Raw genomic sequence first — 17629 nt, 5'->3', positions numbered from 1 at the left:
TACGGTTACTTACGCGCTTCAACCATCAGTGCTTTCATATCAGCTACGGCTTTATGCAAACCATCAAAGGCCGCACGACCGATGATAGAGTGACCAATGTTCAGCTCATAGATTTCAGGGATAGCGGCGATAGGAGCTACATTATGGTAAGTCAAACCATGACCTGCATTTACGGTAATACCCAAATCAGCCGCATAGCTTGCACCAGCAGCAATTTTCTTTAGTTCATCTTGCTGATCTTCATCGTTTTTCGCATCAGCATAATGACCAGTGTGAAGCTCGATATAAGGCGCATCACAGGCTTTTGCTGCATCAATCTGTTCACGGTCTGCATCAATAAACAGAGAAACTTTAATGCCCGCTTCTGTCAGTCTTTTCGTTGCCGCTTTGATTTTTTCTACATGACCCGCCACGTCCAGCCCCCCTTCAGTAGTGAGCTCTTCACGTTTTTCTGGAACCAAACACACGTATTCAGGTTGAGTTTTCAGGGCAATATCAACCATCTCATCCGTTACAGCCATTTCAAGGTTCATACGAGTTTGGATCGTTTCTCTTAGGATACGTACGTCACGATCAAGGATGTGACGGCGGTCTTCTCTAAGGTGAATGGTAATGCCGTCTGCTCCAGCACGCTCGGCAACTTCAGCTGCATGAACAGGATCTGGGTACTTGGTACCGCGCGCGTTACGTAATGTAGCAATGTGATCGATGTTAACACCCAGATAAATTGAGCTCATTTTCCAATACTCCGTGATTTGGGCGCTAAAATTTGCATAAATAGCTCCCGACTCTTTAATGGTTTGCCGCCAAGATACGGCTTTAATGCTATCCGTGTAAAGCGTTTTGCCGCTTTAAGTTGTTCTTTTGTGGTAAACCTACGCTCACTAATCGCAATCAGTTCATTACCAACAAAGGTCAGATTGTCGCGCCGCACTGAGGCAATAAAACCCTTTTGTTCTCGATATCGATAGGTCATTTCAGGGTCAATCGGCTCTCCTGTACCAGCGCAATGCAGAAAATCGACGCCATATCCCATTGCAGACAGCAGTGCCAGTTCAAAACGGCGCAATGCGGGTTCCGGATTCTCACACTGAGCCAGTTCGGTGAGAACGTGAAGGTAATCATGAAACAGGGCCGGCATTGACACTTCGGCCATCAACACTCGTCCTATCAATTCGTTGACATACATGGCGGAGTATAGGTTGATACCCGTGAGTGGCAAACCTAGACTGATCGGTTCTGCCTGACGCAATGTCTTCATCGATCCTTTACCCGACCACTTGAGCAATAAAGGCGTAAATGGCTGTAACGCACCTTTGAGGTTTGAGCGTTTACTGCGCGCGCCTTTAGACATCAAAGTAACACGACCAAATTCCTCACTGAAAACATCGAGAATTAAACTCGACTCACTGTAAGGACGACGATGAAGAACAAAACAGCGCTGTAATCCTTCTGAGGTCATAGAGGTTGCCAGATGAATGTTACATAAAAAATAAGGAGCCTGATGGCTCCTTATACTTACTTATGTTGGAGCGAAGTGATTTCGCTGCAAAAATTACAGATCGTCGATGTAACCAAGAGAACGTAGTGCTCGTTCATCATCGGCCCAGCCAGATTTCACTTTCACCCACGTTTCTAGGTAAACCTTGCGACCAAACAGATCTTCCATATCTAAACGTGCTTCACGACCAATCGTTTTGATCTTCTCGCCGCCCTTGCCAATCACCATTTTCTTCTGGCCATTACGTTCAACCAGAATTAACGCATTGATATGGAAACCATCGGTTTCAGGATTGTAATCAAAACGTTCAATCTCCACCGTCACAGAGTAAGGCAACTCTTCACCAGTAAAGCGCATGAGTTTTTCACGTACAATTTCCGATGCCATAAAGCGCTGAGAACGGTCAGTGACATACTCTTCTGGGAAATGGTGTGTCGCTTGTGGTAGATGGTCACGAACATGTTTACGCAGTACGTCGATGTTTTTGCCTTGCTTCGCGGAGATAGGCACCACATCTACGAATTCCATCTTTTTCGACATCTCCATCATGTGTAGCATGACTTCATTGCGATCTTGTACGTTGTCTACCTTATTGACACACAAAACCACTGGGAAGTTGGACTTCTGCAGTTTAGTCAGTACCATCTCATCGTCGCTAGTCCAATGAGTACCGTCAACAAGGAAAAATACTAGGTTTACATCACTCAATGATGAGTTAGCCGCACGGTTCATTAAACGGTTAATTGCCCGCTTCTCTTCAATATGAAGACCAGGAGTATCGACGTAAATCGCCTGATAATCACCCTCGGTGTCTACCCCCATAATGCGGTGACGCGTTGTTTGCGGCTTACGAGAAGTGATCGAAATTTTTTGTCCAAGAATTCGATTCAGTAGCGTTGATTTACCTACATTCGGACGACCAACGATCGCCACAAAACCACAATGTTGATTTTCTGGTGTACTTGCTTGCTCGTCACTCGATGAGAAAAACGCATCGATATCAAATTCGTTGTTGTCAGTTGAATCAGTCATTGCTCAGTTGCTCTAGTGCTAGTTCAGCAGCCGCTTGTTCTGCCTTGCGGCGGCTGGTGCCTTTACCTATTACAGGCGATCCGACACCTGCGACTTCACACGACACAGTAAACTGCTGGTTGTGTGCTTCACCTTTAATATTAGTCACTGTGTAGACTGGCAGTGGTTTTCTTCGCCCTTGCAGGAACTCTTGAAGACGCGTTTTAGGGTCTTTCTGAGAAACACCCGGCTGTATCGCTTCAAGGCGTTGCTTGTACCAGCTAAGGATAATGCCACGCACCACTTCAATATCACTGTCTAGGTAGATTGCACCTATAATAGCTTCAACAGCATCAGCTAGAATTGAATCACGACGGAAACCGCCACTCTTCAATTCACCTGGACCTAATTTTAAGTGATCTCCTAGTTCGAATTCTCGACCTAGCTCCGCCAGCGTGTTGCCACGAACAAGTGTCGCACGCATGCGGCTCATGTCCCCTTCATTCACTTTAGGGAATCGGTGATAAAGATCGTCAGCAATGACAAAACTTAAAATTGAATCGCCCAGAAACTCAAGACGCTCATTATGTTTTCCATGAGCACTGCGGTGAGTCAGTGCTAAGTTAATAAGCTCTGCATCATTGAACTGATAGCCGAGCTTTTTCTCTAGTTTGGCAATAGGAGAATTCATGCTCTCTCATTAATAATTTCGAATTTTCTAAATAGTTGATTTCACGGCTAGGCGACAAATAAATCCAACCCTATTAGCATAGAGATTCTATATAATTTGGGCGGCCAGCGTTGCGGTGGATTTATGCAGTCACAACACTGTGAAACCAACTATGACGAAAATTTAGTTAATACCACCGATGCGGTTAAACCTAACACCAGTTGGAATCCATGATGGTAAAACGCTATCTGCACTGCGTTCGAACTCGAAACTTATCCAGATACCTACTGCTTTACCAACCAGATTCGCCTCTGGAACAAAGCCCCAGTAGCGGCTGTCTGCACTGTTGTCACGGTTATCACCCATCACAAAGTACTGACCTTGCGGCACAACCCACTCATTAACACCAGCACGTGGCTGATAAGCCGATACGCGATCACGGCGTAATGGGTTCACCAAAATTTGGTGTTCAACCTCACCCAGTTTTTCATTCAGTTGAATCAGTGGCACACCATCTTGGATAAATGGGCTTTCTTCCACATTCGACAACGGTACCTGAGTACATTGGCTCTCACCTTTCGGTTGAACACAGACTTCTTTCTTGCTGCTATAACGCACAGTATCACCCGGTAGGCCAACAACACGCTTGATATAGTCAATGTTTGGCTGAGGTGGGTATTTGAATACTACGATGTCACCGCGCTCTGGCTTACCCGTTTCAACAAGTTGTGTACGCCACACAGGGTCTTTCAGACCGTATGCGTATTTTTCAACTAGGATGAAATCTCCAACCAATAAGGTCGGCTTCATTGAACCTGAAGGGATTTGGAACGGTTCATAGATAAACGAGCGCAATACCAAGACAGCGGCAATAACAGGGAAAATTGAAACACTGTTTTCAATCCACCATGGTTGCTTTTCCACTTGTTCAACCGTTGCAGTATCCAGTCCGTTTGTTTGAGCTTCAACAGCAGCTAGTTTAGCCTGACGTTGTTTCGCAAACACCAGTTTTTCCAACACCCAAACAATACCAGTGACTAGAGTGACAATAACCAAGATCAGTGAAAATGTATTTGCCATTGACTTCCCTTACCTCAAAAATACGAAAGTGAAAGAGCCGAAACCCTTTCACTTAACAAGTTCTTATATTGAGTCGTTACCCAACAAATTAATCTTTACCTACGTGTAAGATGGCTAAGAAGGCTTCTTGAGGCAGCTCTACGTTACCGATCTGCTTCATGCGTTTCTTACCTTCTTTCTGCTTCTTCAGTAGCTTCTTCTTACGGCTGACATCACCACCGTAACATTTTGCAATTACGTTCTTACGTAGCTGTTTAACCGTTGAACGCGCAATAATATGGTTACCAATCGCCGCCTGAATCGCAATATCAAACATCTGACGTGGAATGAATTCTTTCATCTTCTCTACGAGCTGACGGCCACGAGTCTGGGATTGGTCTTTGTGCGTAATCAATGCCAGTGCGTCCACTTTGTCACCGTTGAGGAGTACATCCACACGAACCATGTTAGACGCTTCAAAACGCTGAAAATTGTAATCCAGAGACGCATAACCACGAGACGTTGATTTCAAACGGTCAAAGAAATCGAGTACCACTTCCGCCATCGGAATATCGTAAGTCACGGCAACTTGGTTACCGTGATACACCATATCAACCTGAACGCCGCGCTTCTCAACACATAAAGTAATCACATTACCCAAGTAATCAGAAGGTACAAGGATATTACAACGTGCAATCGGCTCACGAATTTCTTCGATATCATTCACTGCTGGTAGCTTAGCTGGGCTATCAACGTAAAGAATATCACCATCCGTTTGCTCTACTTCGTACACTACCGTTGGCGCCGTGGTAATCAGATCGAGATCGTATTCACGCTCTAGACGCTCTTGGATGATTTCCATGTGCAGCATGCCAAGGAAACCACAACGGAAGCCAAAGCCAAGTGCAGCAGAGTTTTCTGGTTCATAGAACAGAGACGCATCGTTTAGGCTCAGTTTACCTAGTGCATCACGGAAGTTTTCGTAGTCATCCGAAGAGACTGGGAATAGTCCAGCGTATACCTGAGGCTTCACTTTCTTAAACCCTGGCAGCGGCTCATCACAACCATGCTTTGCCAGCGTTAGTGTATCACCAACAGGAGCACCTAGGATATCTTTGATACCACAGACAACCCAACCAACTTCACCCGTTCGCAGTTCCGTCGTGTCTTCCTGCTTAGGTGTGAAGATACCAAGACGATCCACACCCCAAACTTGGCCAGTGCTCATCACCTTGATCTTATCGTTCTTCTTCAGGACGCCATTTTTAATACGGACCAGAGACACCACACCTAGGTAGTTATCAAACCAAGAGTCAATGATCAAAGCTTGCAGTGGTGCTTCTGGGTCACCTTCTGGTGCCGGAATCGCAGAGACGATGTTTTCTAGTACATCTTCAATACCTAGGCCTGTTTTAGCTGAACAGCGGGTTGCTTCCATCGCATCGATGCCAACAATTTCTTCAATCTCTTCCGCTACTCGCTCAGGATCCGCAGCTGGTAGATCAATCTTATTCAGAATTGGCACCACTTCCAGATCCATTTCGATCGCTGTATAGCAGTTCGCCAAAGTCTGAGCTTCAACCCCCTGACCCGCATCAACCACCAGCAAGGCACCTTCACATGCTGCTAGAGAACGAGAAACTTCATAGGCGAAGTCAACGTGTCCTGGTGTATCAATGAAGTTTAATTGATAAGTTTCACCGTCATTCGCGGTATAGTTGAGTGTCACACTTTGAGATTTAATAGTGATGCCACGCTCACGTTCAAGATCCATGGAGTCCAGAACCTGAGCTGCCATTTCACGGTCACTCAATCCACCGCAGTCTTGGATCAAACGGTCTGATAGGGTCGACTTACCATGGTCGATGTGGGCGATAATCGAAAAGTTACGAATGTGCTTCATGATTTGGTGTGACTAAACTCTTTAAAATAGGGAAATAAGAAAGCCGTCTTGTGACGGCGTTTCAATCAAGTTGGCAGATTCTACCCAATTTCTGTGCACTTCGCACTAGCTAATTGGATCTCCCAAAACCCGAAGTAGTATGACTTCTCGTAGCGACTGGCGTTCAAAATTACTGGCCAAACTTTTGGCACCATAAATGCCTGCCATAGTAAAGATAGCAGATGTCAGGATAGCAATACCTTCACCAAGACCTAAAATAGGGGCGAATAGCCACTGCCCTAGAGCTGCGCCTAAAATCATGGCAAACAGCGGAACCAAATAAACGACGGCAGCAGATTGCAGTAGGCTTTTCTCTGGTAAGCCGATTTCCACAACCTGACCTTCTTTAACTCTTGTACTCGTCACTAGATGCCAGTGCAGAGATTTGTTCCCCACCGCTTTCGAGACAATGCCAGTACCACAGCTTTTTTGCGATGAACAACTACTGCAGCTTGTTTGCTGTTCGCAATTCAGCTCAACATCATAGCCTTTAGGCCCTGATTTTACTGCCGATACTGTCGCTAACGCGGTCATCATTACTTAGTACTCGTTTGTTTATTGATGGTAACAGATTGCGCTATGCGCTTAGCGGTTGCTGGTGGGATATCCCCGATCACTGAGATCTCTTTATCACCTTTTACAAAGCTATGAAGTGTACGACGTCCCTGACGAACCAATTGACCTTTAAGCGAATAATTGTCACTCGCTGACACATATACAGAGAAACTAAACAGCCCGTCACTATACATCTGTGTCTCAACCATACGGTTGGTGTTCGCCATTCGATAACGATTCAATTCTTTGGACTCAAATCCTTTCGGAATCCAGCCAACCGTCCAAAAGCTTTCCTCCAGCTCCCCTTTGGGTAAAGAGAGCACGTCCGGCAATTTGACGGTATTGAGTCGACTCAAGATATCTGAAATTTGATCGTTCACGCTATAAGAAATCGTGCGAAACTGCTCTAGAACCTCGCCATCACGATCCACAAGATCCGCTCTTAGTGGAAGTTTAGTTTGCTCATCGATCCACAGGATATAAGAATAACGTAGCCCATCTTTCGGTGCGATTCTCAATACCTGACATGCCGCTCCCGCTTCACGCGCTCGACCCACTTGGATAAAGTCGTAAATGCCACTCAGTTCATCAACATCGGCATTTAGAAGCGGGATAGTAGGGGCAACCATATTACCGGACTCTATGGTAAACGGTTCAACACCTGGCTCTATGTAGCTGACCTCATCACCTCGGCGAATCACTTCACGTACAGGTCCACTAAGATATACAAGATGAGCAAGTTGCTGATCTTCGCTACGAGCATGACGATAAAGTAAAGGTTCGATGCTGTTTTTCTTAATCAGAATATAAGACAGTTCATAATTGAGATGCTGACTGGCTTCGTTCATTTGATGCAACAAAGCCTCTGCAGGTTTTTCTTCTGCAAAGGCTTGTGGCGAACTCAAACTGAACAGTGTCAGCGCACTGATCAGAAATTTTCTCATTCAACTACCGTTTCTGGGTTGTCGTTATGCTCTGCAGCACTGTCGCTGTTTAAACGCAACTGTAATTCATAGTCTTGCAGCATAGCGTTAATTCGACGGCGCTGCTCTTGGATGTTAGCTTCACTTGCAGCAGTCTGCTGCTCTACCGAAGAACGTGTCAAGCTCACTGGTTCAGCGCTGCCGGTAAATGGAATCGTCTGCAGAACGGGCAACTGTTCTGTTTCTGGTTGACTAGGATCACTACCGCCATATTGTTGAACGCCCAAAATGACAGCAAGTGACACACAGGCCGCAACGGCTACTTGGCCAAACTGACTCAGCCATGCTGGAAGCTGCCAGCGAGCTTGAGAAGGCGTTGGTTGTGATTCTATACGGTTTATGTCAGCGATTTTGCCAGAAGTAAACGTTGAATGCGCTGGTTCGTCTTCTAGCGCAAGAGCAACGCTGTCTGCAATATTCCACTCCGGTTTTTCCGGCGCTTCACCTCGCATCACATCACCAATTAAATGGTAATTTTTCCAGATTTGTAGGCTAGCTTGGTCTTGCTCTAATTCACCGATTAAAGCCTTATCGACCAACTCTCCATCCATGAGTGCTGAAAGTTTCTCTTTGTCAGCCATTCTTTTCACCATTAACGTTACTGGTATTAGCGTTGCAAAAGAGGTTGAATCTTTTTTTCAACCGCTTCACGAGCTCGGAAGATACGCGAACGTACCGTTCCAACAGGACAATCCATCACCGCAGCGATCTCCTCGTAACTCAAGCCATCAAGCTCGCGCAACGTCATTGCGGTTTTTAAGTCATCAGGTAGTGCTTCGATCGCACTAAAAACTACTTGTTTCAATTCCTTGGACAACGTTAAGTTCTCAGGGTTCGAAATTTCTTTTAATGCACTACCAGTTTCGTAATATTCAGCTTCTTCAGTATCCACATCTTGCGCAGGCGGTCTACGACCCTGAGCAACAATATGGTTTTTCGCAGTATTAACAGCAATTCGATATAACCAAGTATAGAAGGCACTTTCGCCACGAAAACTTGGTATAGCACGATAAGCTTTAATAAACGCTTCTTGTGCTACGTCGGGCACATCCCCTGGATTATTGACGTAGCGAGAAATAAGATTACATACTTTGTTTTGGTATTTTGTGACCAACAAATTAAATGCTTGCTTATCTCCACTCTGAACTCGCTCAATTAACACCTGATCGGTCAGCTGCTCGTTCATTCGAGCGGGTACTCCTATTGTTATTAACCCCTATCTTGACAGATATGAGCATTAATTATGCAAAATGTAGTATTGACACCACTGCTTACTTGAGCACTATTGTGACTCTGTAATGAATATAAAGTTCAAACTTTCTTCGAATTTTATTTGGGAAGTAATGGACTAGTAACTTCTGTTCCAGATTGTGGGGACGAAAGAGTTCAAAAGCAATGTTATTTACGAAGAATTGCAAGCACTCCAGTGCTACTATAGTGAGCTAACTCTGTTTTTTTCAGGGTCCATGTTGCAATTTTAAAATTGATTTGGAGAGCGAGAACGCTCTATTACTGACGCTAAAGTGTTGGATTGGCGCCAGTACAACTTAACTCGGGAATTTAAAAGTTTTATGAACGCAAACCGTGAACATCAATGTGATGTGTTAGTGGTGGGTAGTGGCGCAGCCGGTCTGTCTTTAGCGTTACGTATCGCGGAATATGGCAAAGTCATTGTATTGAGTAAGGGGCCGAGAAGCGAAGGCGCCACGTTTTACGCTCAAGGAGGGATAGCTGCTGTTTTTGACGAATCAGATAGCATTGAGTCGCATGTAGAGGACACGTTAATAGCTGGCGCTGGTCTATGTGAGCAAGAAACCGTTGAGTTTATCGCTGAAAATGCGAAAGAGTGTGTTCAGTGGCTCATTGATGGCGGAGTTCCGTTTGATCGAGAAGATGGCGACAGCGACGAAAAACCACGCTACCACCTGACACGTGAAGGTGGCCATAGCCATCGTAGAATTCTACATGCAGCCGATGCCACAGGCATGGCCATGCAAACGTCCTTGCAAGATAATGCTCACAACCACCCCAATATCACGGTATTGGAACGACATAATGCCCTCGATTTAATATGTGAAGATAAGGTCGGTGGCGACAATCAAAAAATTGTTGGCGCTTATATCTGGAACCGAAACCAAGAACATGTTGAAACGGTTCGAGCCAAATTTGTGGTCCTCGCAACCGGTGGCGCTTCGAAGGTTTATCAGTACACATCCAACCCAGACGTTTCCTCTGGTGATGGTATTGCCATTGCGTGGCGAGCAGGCTGCCGAGTCGCGAATATGGAGTTCAACCAATTCCATCCAACTTGCCTGTATCACCCTGAAGCAAGAAACTTCCTGCTCACTGAAGCTCTGCGTGGTGAAGGCGCTTACCTGCGTCGTCCGGACGGCACTCGCTTTATGCCAGACTTTGATCAAAGAGAAGAATTAGCTCCTCGTGATGTCGTCGCACGTGCAATTGACTTCGAAATGAAGCGCCTTGGTGCAGACTGTATGTATTTAGACATCAGTCATAAACCGGCAGACTTCATCGAAAAACATTTTCCAACCATCTACACACGCTTAATGGACCTTGGAATCGATATGACCAAAGAGCCCATACCTGTCGTACCAGCAGCTCACTATACCTGCGGAGGGGTCATGGTTAATAAGCAAGGTGAAACGGACCTTTCTCATCTGTATGCCATTGGAGAAGTGAGCTATACCGGATTGCATGGCGCTAACCGAATGGCGTCAAACTCATTATTAGAGTGTGTCGTCTATGCATGGTCGGCAGCGAACGATATTATCCGCCGAATGGACTCTGCCAAGCTCCCCCCTTCTCTGCCAGCATGGGACGAAAGTCAAGTTAGCTGTTCTGATGAAGAGGTCGTGATTCAGCACAACTGGCACGAATTACGCTTATTCATGTGGGATTACATGGGAATTGTTCGTACTGACAAACGCCTTGAACGTGCACTCCGCCGTATTCAGTTGTTGCAACAGGAAACGCACGAGTACTACAGCAACTTCAAAGTGTCTAACAACTTACTTGAACTGCGTAACCTACTTCAAGTTGCAGAGCTTATGGTCCGTTGTGCAATGGAGCGAAAGGAAAGCAGAGGCCTGCACTATACACTCGATTATCCAGAGCTCGCCCCAGACAGCGGTCCAACGATCCTTGAACCAGAGAAAATCAACTGTTAATCATGGGGGAGCTTAGCGCTCCCTTTTTAACACCACTAATAACTGCCGGTAGTGCTCTTCGCTCACACTGTCTCGCCAAATAATGTGTTTGCTACCGCTTTTGGACCAAATAAGGACTCCTAATACGGCTAAACTCAAGACACTTCTTTGGATCTCCATGGACTCATTATTGATTTCGCATGATTTAGCAGAGAAGAAAACCAAACGCCCTTGCATCGGTTCAACAAGCCAGTTGGTTTGACTGTGATATTTAAGGATTAACACCACCGTAAAGATAGTAGGTATCAGAGGTAATTCGGAGGCAATCAAAAAACAGCAGGCCAACATCAGCAAACCGAAGTTGACCTGTTGCGAAACAAATGACGTTGAAGCTAATAGCCTAACGCACTTTACTGAGGTTGTGGGCAACAATCTTGTCTACCATAGAGGCATGACCTAAGTTTTCACTCCGACCATGACCCATAATCCAAGTAAACAAATCGGGGTCATCACACTCAAGCAGAGACACAAAATCCCTCTGTTCATTGTCTTTCAATTCTTCAAAACATTCTTCAAAGAAAGGCATAATGACAACATCTAATTCTAGCATTCCACGACGACACGCCCATTTAATTCGCGCTTTTTCTTCGGTGGTGTACATTCTCATTCCTCACCTGTTCGGTTGTATGCGCCGAGTGTAACAATCAAAGTTGCCCACAACTACTAACTCAGTCACACTCCAGAGGTAGCTCAGGCATTTACTGTAAAAACCCATACATCTGAAAGGTTGTTTCCATTAGTGTTTAAGCGCTAACATAGCACTATTCGATAGCATTCAGGTAAACATCATGGAATGGCAACACGACTTTGCTCCCCTTTCTCTTTCTAGCAATGACTCTCTTCCCGAGCTCGTACTCACCCACCTCACATCGTGGGGAATGATCACCGCACTAGGCGATGATAAAAAGTCTTATCTACAAGGTCAGGTTACCTGCGATGTTGTTCAACTAGCCGAAGATACCGCTACGTTTGGCGCGCATTGTGATGCAAAAGGAAAAGTCTGGAGTGTATTCCGTTTGTTCCACCATCGAGGCGGTTACGCAATGCTACAGCCAAATTCAGCCATTGAGACTGAGCTCGCCGAACTCAAAAAATACGCCATTTTTTCCAAAATAGAATTCACACAAAGTACTGATGTCTTACTCGGATTAATTGGCGAGAAAGCGACCCATATCGTTGAAGATCTTTCACAACAAAGCGGTGATGTTCGAGCAATTGATGGGGGAACCGCGATTAAAATCGATAACCAACGCTGGTTGCTAGCTACAGATGCCACGACTGCGGAACAATTGTGCCAGTCGATAAATGCGACCAAAGCTTATGAAGATATCTGGACTCGACTGGATATTGAAGCCGCTATACCTGCAGTCACACAAGAGCAACAAAACGAACATATTCCTCAAGCGATTAACGTACAAGCTCTGGGTGGAATAAGCTTCAGCAAAGGTTGCTACACAGGCCAAGAAACGGTTGCTCGTGCCAAGTACCGCGGTATGAACAAGCGCGCGTTACAAATACTTAAAGGACGCTCCGATTACGAAATAAAAGTCGGAGCTGAAATAGAACGTTCAGTTGGGGACAATTGGCGCAGCGCTGGTCAGTTGATGAGCAGTTACCGCTTCAATGACGGCGTCTCTATCGGCCTCATCGTACTGCCAAACAACCTTGATTCTGATACACAATTTCGTTTGAAAGATGCGCCAGATTCGATCTGGACAATGCAAGCACTGCCATATTCTCTTGAAGATGACGAATAAGTTTGAGACGAAACTGACCCGCTACTTAACCGAGCAGCGGGTATCTTTCCGCATTCTTCCCCATCGTACCCCTGCAACCACGATTGAAGACGCCGCTTATCAGCGAGGAGTGAGACCTGCTCAAATGGTCAAATCTATGCTTTTGCGTGATATGGGCGATTTGTATGCGCTGGCTTGTACGCCAGGTGATCAATCTGTTGATCCCAAAAAAGTGCGAGCGTTGCTCGCTTGCCGCCGAATGACCTGTGTTGATCTCTCCATGGTTGAAGAACTGACCGGCTACCAGATTGGCACGGTAACCCCCCTACTCTTGCCAGTAGAGATGCCAATCATATTTGATCGTCGACTGCTGAATGAAGAGACAGTGACTATAAGCAGCGGTTCAAATATGGCAGGAATAGCATTGCAGCGAGACGAACTCATCCGTCTTTGTAATCCGATACTTGCTGACATCTGTCGTAAATAAGCCATTCAAACTTTCTTGTATCCAATCCCATAATTGCAATATTTACGTGACAGAACCCTCAATAAAAAGCACGAAAAGTTTAAATTCTTATTCACCAAGCAAGCATATATAGTCAAGAATGGTATTTTGGTTTATGTTTTTTTTGTTGGTTAAAGTACAGGCAAACCATGATGTACTGCTTGGTGTGTTTGACTGCTGAGTGTTTGCATAGCAATAAACACGCCTCTTCTCCAACGAAAAAGTGAATCCGCTGATTATTGGAGGACATTCACTTTTTGTGTAATGCATCTGTGACTATTCGCCCGCATTTATGCGGGCTTTTTTTAAGCAAAAAATTTACCGTAAGTTGGCATATTATTTAAAAAATAATCTAATCTTATAAATGTCATAAATCTTGGTTTAACTATTGTGTTGAATGAGTAACCAAGATGAGTTCCCACCACAGAACATAAGTGAGGTAATCATCACAATAAAGTGGATATTTATCGGCTGTTTTGCCCACAACAACACAAATATCCAAACAAACTCATTTTACTGCATATTCCTCCACCAAAATCACATAAATAACAGGCGGGAAATCGTATACTTTGCAGTGCTTGCTAAACATAAGGATTACTCTATGAGACTGTTTAAGCGATACACACCAGGTATGATTGCTAAACATGTAAGTCGGCTATTTAAGGGAAGAATTTATATCTACGGTATTGGTAAGTTTGAATTTGACAACGGCAAGCTTGTCTTGCCAGAAAAAGCCGAACGGCGACATTTCCAAACAGTCAAGGAAGTAAATCAGGAAATCATGAGACTGCGCTGTGCATATGCGTAGGTAAGAATTTAAAAGGGTTGGCATTTTTTATTTGCCAACCCTTGTCATTTAAAATGACGACTAAGGCAAAGTCGCTTCATGATATTTCGCTAATGCAGGAAGATTCCCCTTTAAACCAAGGGCGTGTTTCATGATTTCATCTTTCGCTCCTGGCAATTGTCCTACCAAAGCCATGCCAATACCTCGCGCTAGCTTCTTCGCAGGGTTACCACCAGCAAACAGATCTTTAAAGCCTTGCATCGCAGCAATCATTTTTGCCGCTTCGGATTTACGCCAGCGTTCATAACTACGTAGGTTACGCTTGGTGCCGATATCCTCACCCTTGCGCCACAAGGTCATCACTTCTTGCGCTAGGCTCGCCGCATCAAGTAAACCAAGGTTTACACCCTGACCTGCTAATGGATGAATTGTATGTGCAGCATCCCCCACTAGAGCGACTCGTTCAACAGCAAAATCGCGTGCGTAACGCATTTTGAGCGGGAAAGCAAAACGTTGACCAACGACTTCACATAATCCTAGTCGAGCGTCAAATTCAGCCGTCAGTGACTTATTGAACTCTTCATTGGACATCGCTACTAAACTCTCTGCGCGATTCGGCTCTGTAGACCAAACGATCGAACTCATATTACTTTCTCCCATAGGTAAGAAAGCCAAAGGTCCCTGTGGGGTAAAGATCTGACGTGCTACTTTGGCATGAGTTTCTGCAGTCCAGACATTCGCAACCACAGCGCTATGCCCATAGTCCCAGTGCGTTAACGGAATATCCTGTTGTTTGCGCACCCAAGAGTTGGCACCGTCCGCGCCGACCACCAGTTTAGCCGTCAATGCGTGACCATTGTCCAAAGTGAGCCAAGCTTCACTTTCTCCAACCGCCATAGAGTTGCACTGTGCAGGCATAAACAAACTGACATTCGACTGCTGCTTCACCTGCTCAAGTAGTGATAGCTGAATCACACGATTCTCAACAATGTGTCCGAGATCGGGTTGAGCGAGCTTTTGCGCATCAAATTCAATTCGAGCGAAGCTGTCTTGCTCCCAGACTTCCATCGCCGAGTATGGTGCGGCACGACGCTCTATAATGCCATTCCAAGCCCCTAAATTACGCAATATATTTTCACTTGAACGGCTTAGGGCTGACACGCGAACATCCGGTAAGTCCGCCAATTCGCTCTCAGGTACTCGGCTTTCTATCACCGCAATACGTAAATCGGTCTCTTTAAATGCTGCAGCCAAAGCTAGGCCAACCATGCCACCACCGACAATTGCAATATCAACACTTTGCATCATCTGAATTCAATCCTCATTCAAGCTGCTATCGAGCAACTAAGCCTAAAGTTCTTGCTAATAAAGGCGCTTTCAACACCGGAATGTTGTCCATCGCGGCCAAGCTGAAATTTCGACCAATACGTAGTGTGAGATAATCATTAGAGAAAATATGAACCAGAGACGATGTCAGTGAAATCGTCGCACTACGATCGTTTTCGCGGCGACGTTTAAATTGGCTCAGTACCGAATAATCTCCAGGATCGCCGCTATGATTGGCTATCGACTCGGCCAGTGTCGCTACGTCACGAATTCCAAGGTTAAACCCTTGCCCAGCAATCGGGTGCAATGTTTGTGCTGCATTGCCAACAATGGCAAATCGATGTGATGTGTTCTGCTCTCGATAGCGCAACAATAATGGATATGCAGCACGCTGGCCGACCTTTACCAATTTCCCCAATCGCCAACCAAATGCGTGCTGGAGCTCTTGTAGAAAGGCATCATCATCGAGCGACAGAATACGCTGAGCGTCATCTGGCCTTACACACCAAACCAAAGACATGCGATGTTCGCTCATTGGCAACAGAGCTACAGGGCCAGAAGAGGTAAAGCGTTCAAAAGCGCGCCCTAGGTGATGCTCTGCCGTCTTAATGTTAGCAATAACCGCAACTTGCTCGAAATCGTGTTCGTTGAAATCAAGTCCGATTTGCTGGCAACAGGTCGAAATGGCACCGTCCGCCGCCACCAGCAGTTTCCCACTGATGGTTTGACCATCATCCAGCTCAATATGGACGCATTGCTGTCGTCGTTCGATCTGATTAACCGAGGCAGGGCACAGTAAAGTGATATTAGGCTCCTGCGCGACCTTTTCATGATAGAGACGGCCAACATCCGCTAACTCGACCACATATCCCAAAGCTTCCACGCCAACCTCAAGGTTATCAATTTCAGTCATACCTGCATGAGAGCGGTCAGAAACATGAATATGACGGATAGCCGTCGCGAAGGTTGAAATGTCTTTCCACAGCCCGAATTGCTTAAGAATATTGACGGTACCGTAAGACAGAGCGATAGAACGAGAGTCGAAGCCTGGGTGAGCCTGATGGTCGACTTTGTAAGGCTCGACAACCGCTACAGACAGCGGCTGCTGAGAAAGTTTATTGATCGCCAGTGCCAGCGTCATGCCCGCCATTGCGCCACCAGCAATTACAACATCAAACTGCTTCATGGGGAGTCCTGATTAATGGATGGTTGGAGCCTTTTGCTCTACCGGCTTTTGGCCAAATTCAGCGTGGATCGTCAACGCACATGCTTTAACATGTTCAATCACCTGCTCTAGCAGCTGAGCTTGCTCTTGCATATCGTCATCTTCATCAATGCCCAGCTTGGCAATCTCTTCTAAATCGGCCAACGCCTCTTTAACATCTGTCGAGGCTTTTTTCAGTTCAGCATTCACAAGGCCTAAACCAGAAATGTAGTGATTCACCCATTCCGCGACACCATCAGCCGTATCAAACAGACTTGCACTGGCATCTTCATCAGGGATCAACATTGAGATATCCATACCTGAACCCGTAAATTCAGCGATGGTTGCGTCTAATGTCGCTTGAGCCAATTGCAATGACTTAGTAGGCCACCCCAGACCATCATTAGTGTAATCAAAAATTAGGGGCTGCCAGCTTTTGTCTGTCAGACTTAAACCGCCGCTCAGCATTCCTGCTAAAAGGCCGTGCAGTTCTGCAGGGTTCACTGCCAGACCGGCCGACTGAAGCTCACTAGCCAATATCAGGTATTCTGGAAGATTACGTTCGCTCATAAAGAGACCTAAGTTTGCTAAATAAGATCAATTCTACCATTTACCAAGACCAGCGAAAACGAGCGATTGCGCAATTGTGGATAGCATTTACACAATTTGTCCAATTACTGTGTTATTACGTCATGATTTGAGCACCTTGATTGGGAAAAGCTTGAATCTTAACAAGCCTTTTCCTATAGTTTCCTCCTCGGTGATTGTCTGCATATCACCCCTACTAACGCATTTAGAGTCAGTATGAGCAATCAAGCAGTTGAAGTCGAAATTTTAGGCAAACTAACCCGGGTGAATTGCCCATCAGGACAAGAAGAGTCTTTGCGTAATGCAGCTCAGCGCCTTGATGAACGCTTACAAGACATGTCTGCTAAAACCAAGATTACCAACGAAGTTCAACTGCTCACCTTTGTCGCTCTGAATGTCTGTCATGAGCTCGAAAGCCGTGATACAGTAGATGAGCAGCAAAAAAATGCGTTAAATGAGCAATTGGAAAAGCTCACGGCATCACTCAGTGATGCACTAAGTAAAGTAAAGCCAGGACAGCAATAGCCTTTACCGC

General features: G+C 45.6%; 20 protein-coding genes. 5 read left to right on the top strand and 15 right to left on the bottom strand.

Features of this window, described 5'->3' with window-relative positions; translation table 11 throughout:
• Positions 1 to 5 precede the first annotated feature (5 nt).
• From pdxJ to rpoE, 10 genes are all read right to left on the bottom strand, one after another.
• Complete coding sequence (gene pdxJ, locus OH455_RS13460) at positions 6 to 737, bottom strand: pyridoxine 5'-phosphate synthase (protein WP_045975398.1); 732 nt, start codon at positions 735 to 737, stop codon at positions 6 to 8.
• A complete protein-coding gene (gene recO, locus OH455_RS13455) occupies positions 734 to 1462 on the bottom strand; it encodes a DNA repair protein RecO (protein WP_045975399.1) in 729 nt (242 codons plus the stop codon). The genes pdxJ and recO overlap by 4 nt, the downstream gene beginning before the upstream one ends.
• 93 nt (positions 1463 to 1555) lie before the next feature.
• Positions 1556 to 2533: a GTPase Era gene (gene era, locus OH455_RS13450; RefSeq protein WP_269981754.1), complete on the bottom strand. Its 978-nt coding sequence runs from the start codon at positions 2531 to 2533 to the stop codon at positions 1556 to 1558.
• Positions 2526 to 3203, bottom strand: coding sequence for a ribonuclease III (rnc, locus tag OH455_RS13445; RefSeq protein ID WP_006957792.1), 678 nt, complete (start codon positions 3201 to 3203; stop codon positions 2526 to 2528). Before rnc ends, era begins: the two co-directional genes overlap by 8 nt.
• 162 nt (positions 3204 to 3365) lie before the next feature.
• Positions 3366 to 4262, bottom strand: a complete 897-nt coding sequence (gene lepB, locus OH455_RS13440; protein WP_206369820.1) for a signal peptidase I — start codon at positions 4260 to 4262, stop codon at positions 3366 to 3368.
• An 88-nt stretch (positions 4263 to 4350) separates the two neighbouring features.
• Complete coding sequence (gene lepA / locus OH455_RS13435) at positions 4351 to 6144, bottom strand: translation elongation factor 4 (RefSeq protein WP_045975402.1); 1794 nt, start codon at positions 6142 to 6144, stop codon at positions 4351 to 4353.
• 105 nt (positions 6145 to 6249) lie between these two features.
• The gene (locus OH455_RS13430) at positions 6250 to 6720 is read right to left on the bottom strand and encodes a SoxR reducing system RseC family protein (RefSeq protein WP_206369819.1); all 471 of its coding nucleotides are present in this window, start codon (positions 6718 to 6720) and stop codon (positions 6250 to 6252) included.
• Positions 6720 to 7682 carry a sigma-E factor regulatory protein RseB gene (rseB, locus tag OH455_RS13425; protein WP_045975404.1) on the bottom strand — a complete coding sequence of 321 codons (963 nt, stop codon included), beginning with the start codon at positions 7680 to 7682 and terminating at the stop codon, positions 6720 to 6722. The genes OH455_RS13430 and rseB overlap by 1 nt, the downstream gene beginning before the upstream one ends.
• Positions 7679 to 8302, bottom strand: a complete 624-nt coding sequence (locus OH455_RS13420; RefSeq protein WP_269981753.1) for an RseA family anti-sigma factor — start codon at positions 8300 to 8302, stop codon at positions 7679 to 7681. Before OH455_RS13420 ends, rseB begins: the two co-directional genes overlap by 4 nt.
• A 26-nt stretch (positions 8303 to 8328) precedes the next feature.
• Positions 8329 to 8907, bottom strand: a complete 579-nt coding sequence (gene rpoE / locus OH455_RS13415; RefSeq protein WP_045975406.1) for an RNA polymerase sigma factor RpoE — start codon at positions 8905 to 8907, stop codon at positions 8329 to 8331.
• A 385-nt stretch (positions 8908 to 9292) separates the two neighbouring features.
• Here rpoE and nadB point away from each other — a divergent pair, with 385 nt between their 5' ends.
• A complete protein-coding gene (gene nadB, locus OH455_RS13410) occupies positions 9293 to 10909 on the top strand; it encodes an L-aspartate oxidase (protein ID WP_045975431.1) in 1617 nt (538 codons plus the stop codon).
• Between the two features lie 12 nt (positions 10910 to 10921).
• On the opposite strand, the gene OH455_RS23425 is transcribed toward nadB, so the two are convergent.
• Positions 10922 to 11317: a protein YgfX gene (locus OH455_RS23425; RefSeq protein WP_422636365.1), complete on the bottom strand. Its 396-nt coding sequence runs from the start codon at positions 11315 to 11317 to the stop codon at positions 10922 to 10924.
• Positions 11289 to 11549 (bottom strand): FAD assembly factor SdhE, encoded by a 261-nt coding sequence (locus OH455_RS13405; protein WP_006957800.1) that lies wholly within the window; start codon positions 11547 to 11549, stop codon positions 11289 to 11291. Before OH455_RS13405 ends, OH455_RS23425 begins: the two co-directional genes overlap by 29 nt.
• Positions 11550 to 11736: 187 nt before the next feature.
• Between OH455_RS13405 and ygfZ the strand changes: the two genes are divergently transcribed.
• From ygfZ to OH455_RS13390, 3 genes are all read left to right on the top strand, one after another.
• Complete coding sequence (gene ygfZ / locus OH455_RS13400) at positions 11737 to 12705, top strand: tRNA-modifying protein YgfZ (RefSeq protein ID WP_269981752.1); 969 nt, start codon at positions 11737 to 11739, stop codon at positions 12703 to 12705.
• Positions 12695 to 13171, top strand: coding sequence for an aminoacyl-tRNA deacylase (locus tag OH455_RS13395; protein WP_269981751.1), 477 nt, complete (start codon positions 12695 to 12697; stop codon positions 13169 to 13171). The genes ygfZ and OH455_RS13395 overlap by 11 nt, the downstream gene beginning before the upstream one ends.
• A 619-nt stretch (positions 13172 to 13790) precedes the next feature.
• A complete protein-coding gene (locus tag OH455_RS13390; RefSeq protein ID WP_006957803.1) occupies positions 13791 to 13997 on the top strand; it encodes a DUF1107 domain-containing protein in 207 nt (68 codons plus the stop codon).
• Between the two features lie 60 nt (positions 13998 to 14057).
• Here the strand turns inward: OH455_RS13390 and OH455_RS13385 are convergent, their stop codons facing one another.
• The 3 genes from OH455_RS13385 to OH455_RS13375 are packed head-to-tail and all read right to left on the bottom strand — an operon-like array spanning position 14058 to position 17076.
• Positions 14058 to 15284 carry an FAD-dependent 2-octaprenylphenol hydroxylase gene (locus tag OH455_RS13385; RefSeq protein WP_269981750.1) on the bottom strand — a complete coding sequence of 409 codons (1227 nt, stop codon included), beginning with the start codon at positions 15282 to 15284 and terminating at the stop codon, positions 14058 to 14060.
• Positions 15285 to 15309: 25 nt separating this feature from the next.
• Complete coding sequence (ubiH, locus tag OH455_RS13380; RefSeq protein ID WP_269981749.1) at positions 15310 to 16488, bottom strand: 2-octaprenyl-6-methoxyphenyl hydroxylase; 1179 nt, start codon at positions 16486 to 16488, stop codon at positions 15310 to 15312.
• 12 nt (positions 16489 to 16500) lie between these two features.
• Complete coding sequence (locus OH455_RS13375) at positions 16501 to 17076, bottom strand: YecA/YgfB family protein (RefSeq protein ID WP_269981748.1); 576 nt, start codon at positions 17074 to 17076, stop codon at positions 16501 to 16503.
• Positions 17077 to 17310: 234 nt separating this feature from the next.
• On the opposite strand from OH455_RS13375, the gene OH455_RS13370 reads away from it, so the two are divergent.
• A complete protein-coding gene (locus tag OH455_RS13370) occupies positions 17311 to 17619 on the top strand; it encodes a cell division protein ZapA (protein ID WP_045975413.1) in 309 nt (102 codons plus the stop codon).
• Positions 17620 to 17629: the final 10 nt, after the last annotated feature.

Source organism: Vibrio sp. T11.5, assembly GCF_027587155.1.
GTDB lineage: Bacteria > Pseudomonadota > Gammaproteobacteria > Enterobacterales > Vibrionaceae > Vibrio > Vibrio neptunius.
This window is presented reverse-complemented; position numbering and strand designations above follow the sequence as displayed.

Bases quoted from the DNA above. Each gene is read 5' to 3' on its own strand.
- rseB (WP_045975404.1), bottom strand. From the start codon at position 7,682: ATGAGAAAATTTCTGATCAGTGCGCTGACACTGTTCAGTTTGAGTTCG.
- OH455_RS13385 (WP_269981750.1), bottom strand. From the start codon at position 15,284: ATGATGCAAAGTGTTGATATTGCAATTGTCGGTGGTGGCATGGTTGGC.
- OH455_RS13430 (WP_206369819.1), bottom strand. From the start codon at position 6,720: ATGATGACCGCGTTAGCGACAGTATCGGCAGTAAAATCAGGGCCTAAA.
- lepB (WP_206369820.1), bottom strand. From the start codon at position 4,262: ATGGCAAATACATTTTCACTGATCTTGGTTATTGTCACTCTAGTCACT.
- nadB (WP_045975431.1), top strand. From the start codon at position 9,293: ATGAACGCAAACCGTGAACATCAATGTGATGTGTTAGTGGTGGGTAGT.
- OH455_RS13390 (WP_006957803.1), top strand. From the start codon at position 13,791: ATGAGACTGTTTAAGCGATACACACCAGGTATGATTGCTAAACATGTA.
- OH455_RS13370 (WP_045975413.1), top strand. From the start codon at position 17,311: ATGAGCAATCAAGCAGTTGAAGTCGAAATTTTAGGCAAACTAACCCGG.
- pdxJ (WP_045975398.1), bottom strand. From the start codon at position 737: ATGAGCTCAATTTATCTGGGTGTTAACATCGATCACATTGCTACATTA.
- rnc (WP_006957792.1), bottom strand. From the start codon at position 3,203: ATGAATTCTCCTATTGCCAAACTAGAGAAAAAGCTCGGCTATCAGTTC.
- lepA (WP_045975402.1), bottom strand. From the start codon at position 6,144: ATGAAGCACATTCGTAACTTTTCGATTATCGCCCACATCGACCATGGT.
- ubiH (WP_269981749.1), bottom strand. From the start codon at position 16,488: ATGAAGCAGTTTGATGTTGTAATTGCTGGTGGCGCAATGGCGGGCATG.
- recO (WP_045975399.1), bottom strand. From the start codon at position 1,462: ATGACCTCAGAAGGATTACAGCGCTGTTTTGTTCTTCATCGTCGTCCT.
- era (WP_269981754.1), bottom strand. From the start codon at position 2,533: ATGACTGATTCAACTGACAACAACGAATTTGATATCGATGCGTTTTTC.
- ygfZ (WP_269981752.1), top strand. From the start codon at position 11,737: ATGGAATGGCAACACGACTTTGCTCCCCTTTCTCTTTCTAGCAATGAC.
- rpoE (WP_045975406.1), bottom strand. From the start codon at position 8,907: ATGAACGAGCAGCTGACCGATCAGGTGTTAATTGAGCGAGTTCAGAGT.
- OH455_RS13375 (WP_269981748.1), bottom strand. From the start codon at position 17,076: ATGAGCGAACGTAATCTTCCAGAATACCTGATATTGGCTAGTGAGCTT.
- OH455_RS13405 (WP_006957800.1), bottom strand. From the start codon at position 11,549: ATGTACACCACCGAAGAAAAAGCGCGAATTAAATGGGCGTGTCGTCGT.
- OH455_RS13420 (WP_269981753.1), bottom strand. From the start codon at position 8,302: ATGGCTGACAAAGAGAAACTTTCAGCACTCATGGATGGAGAGTTGGTC.
- OH455_RS13395 (WP_269981751.1), top strand. From the start codon at position 12,695: ATGACGAATAAGTTTGAGACGAAACTGACCCGCTACTTAACCGAGCAG.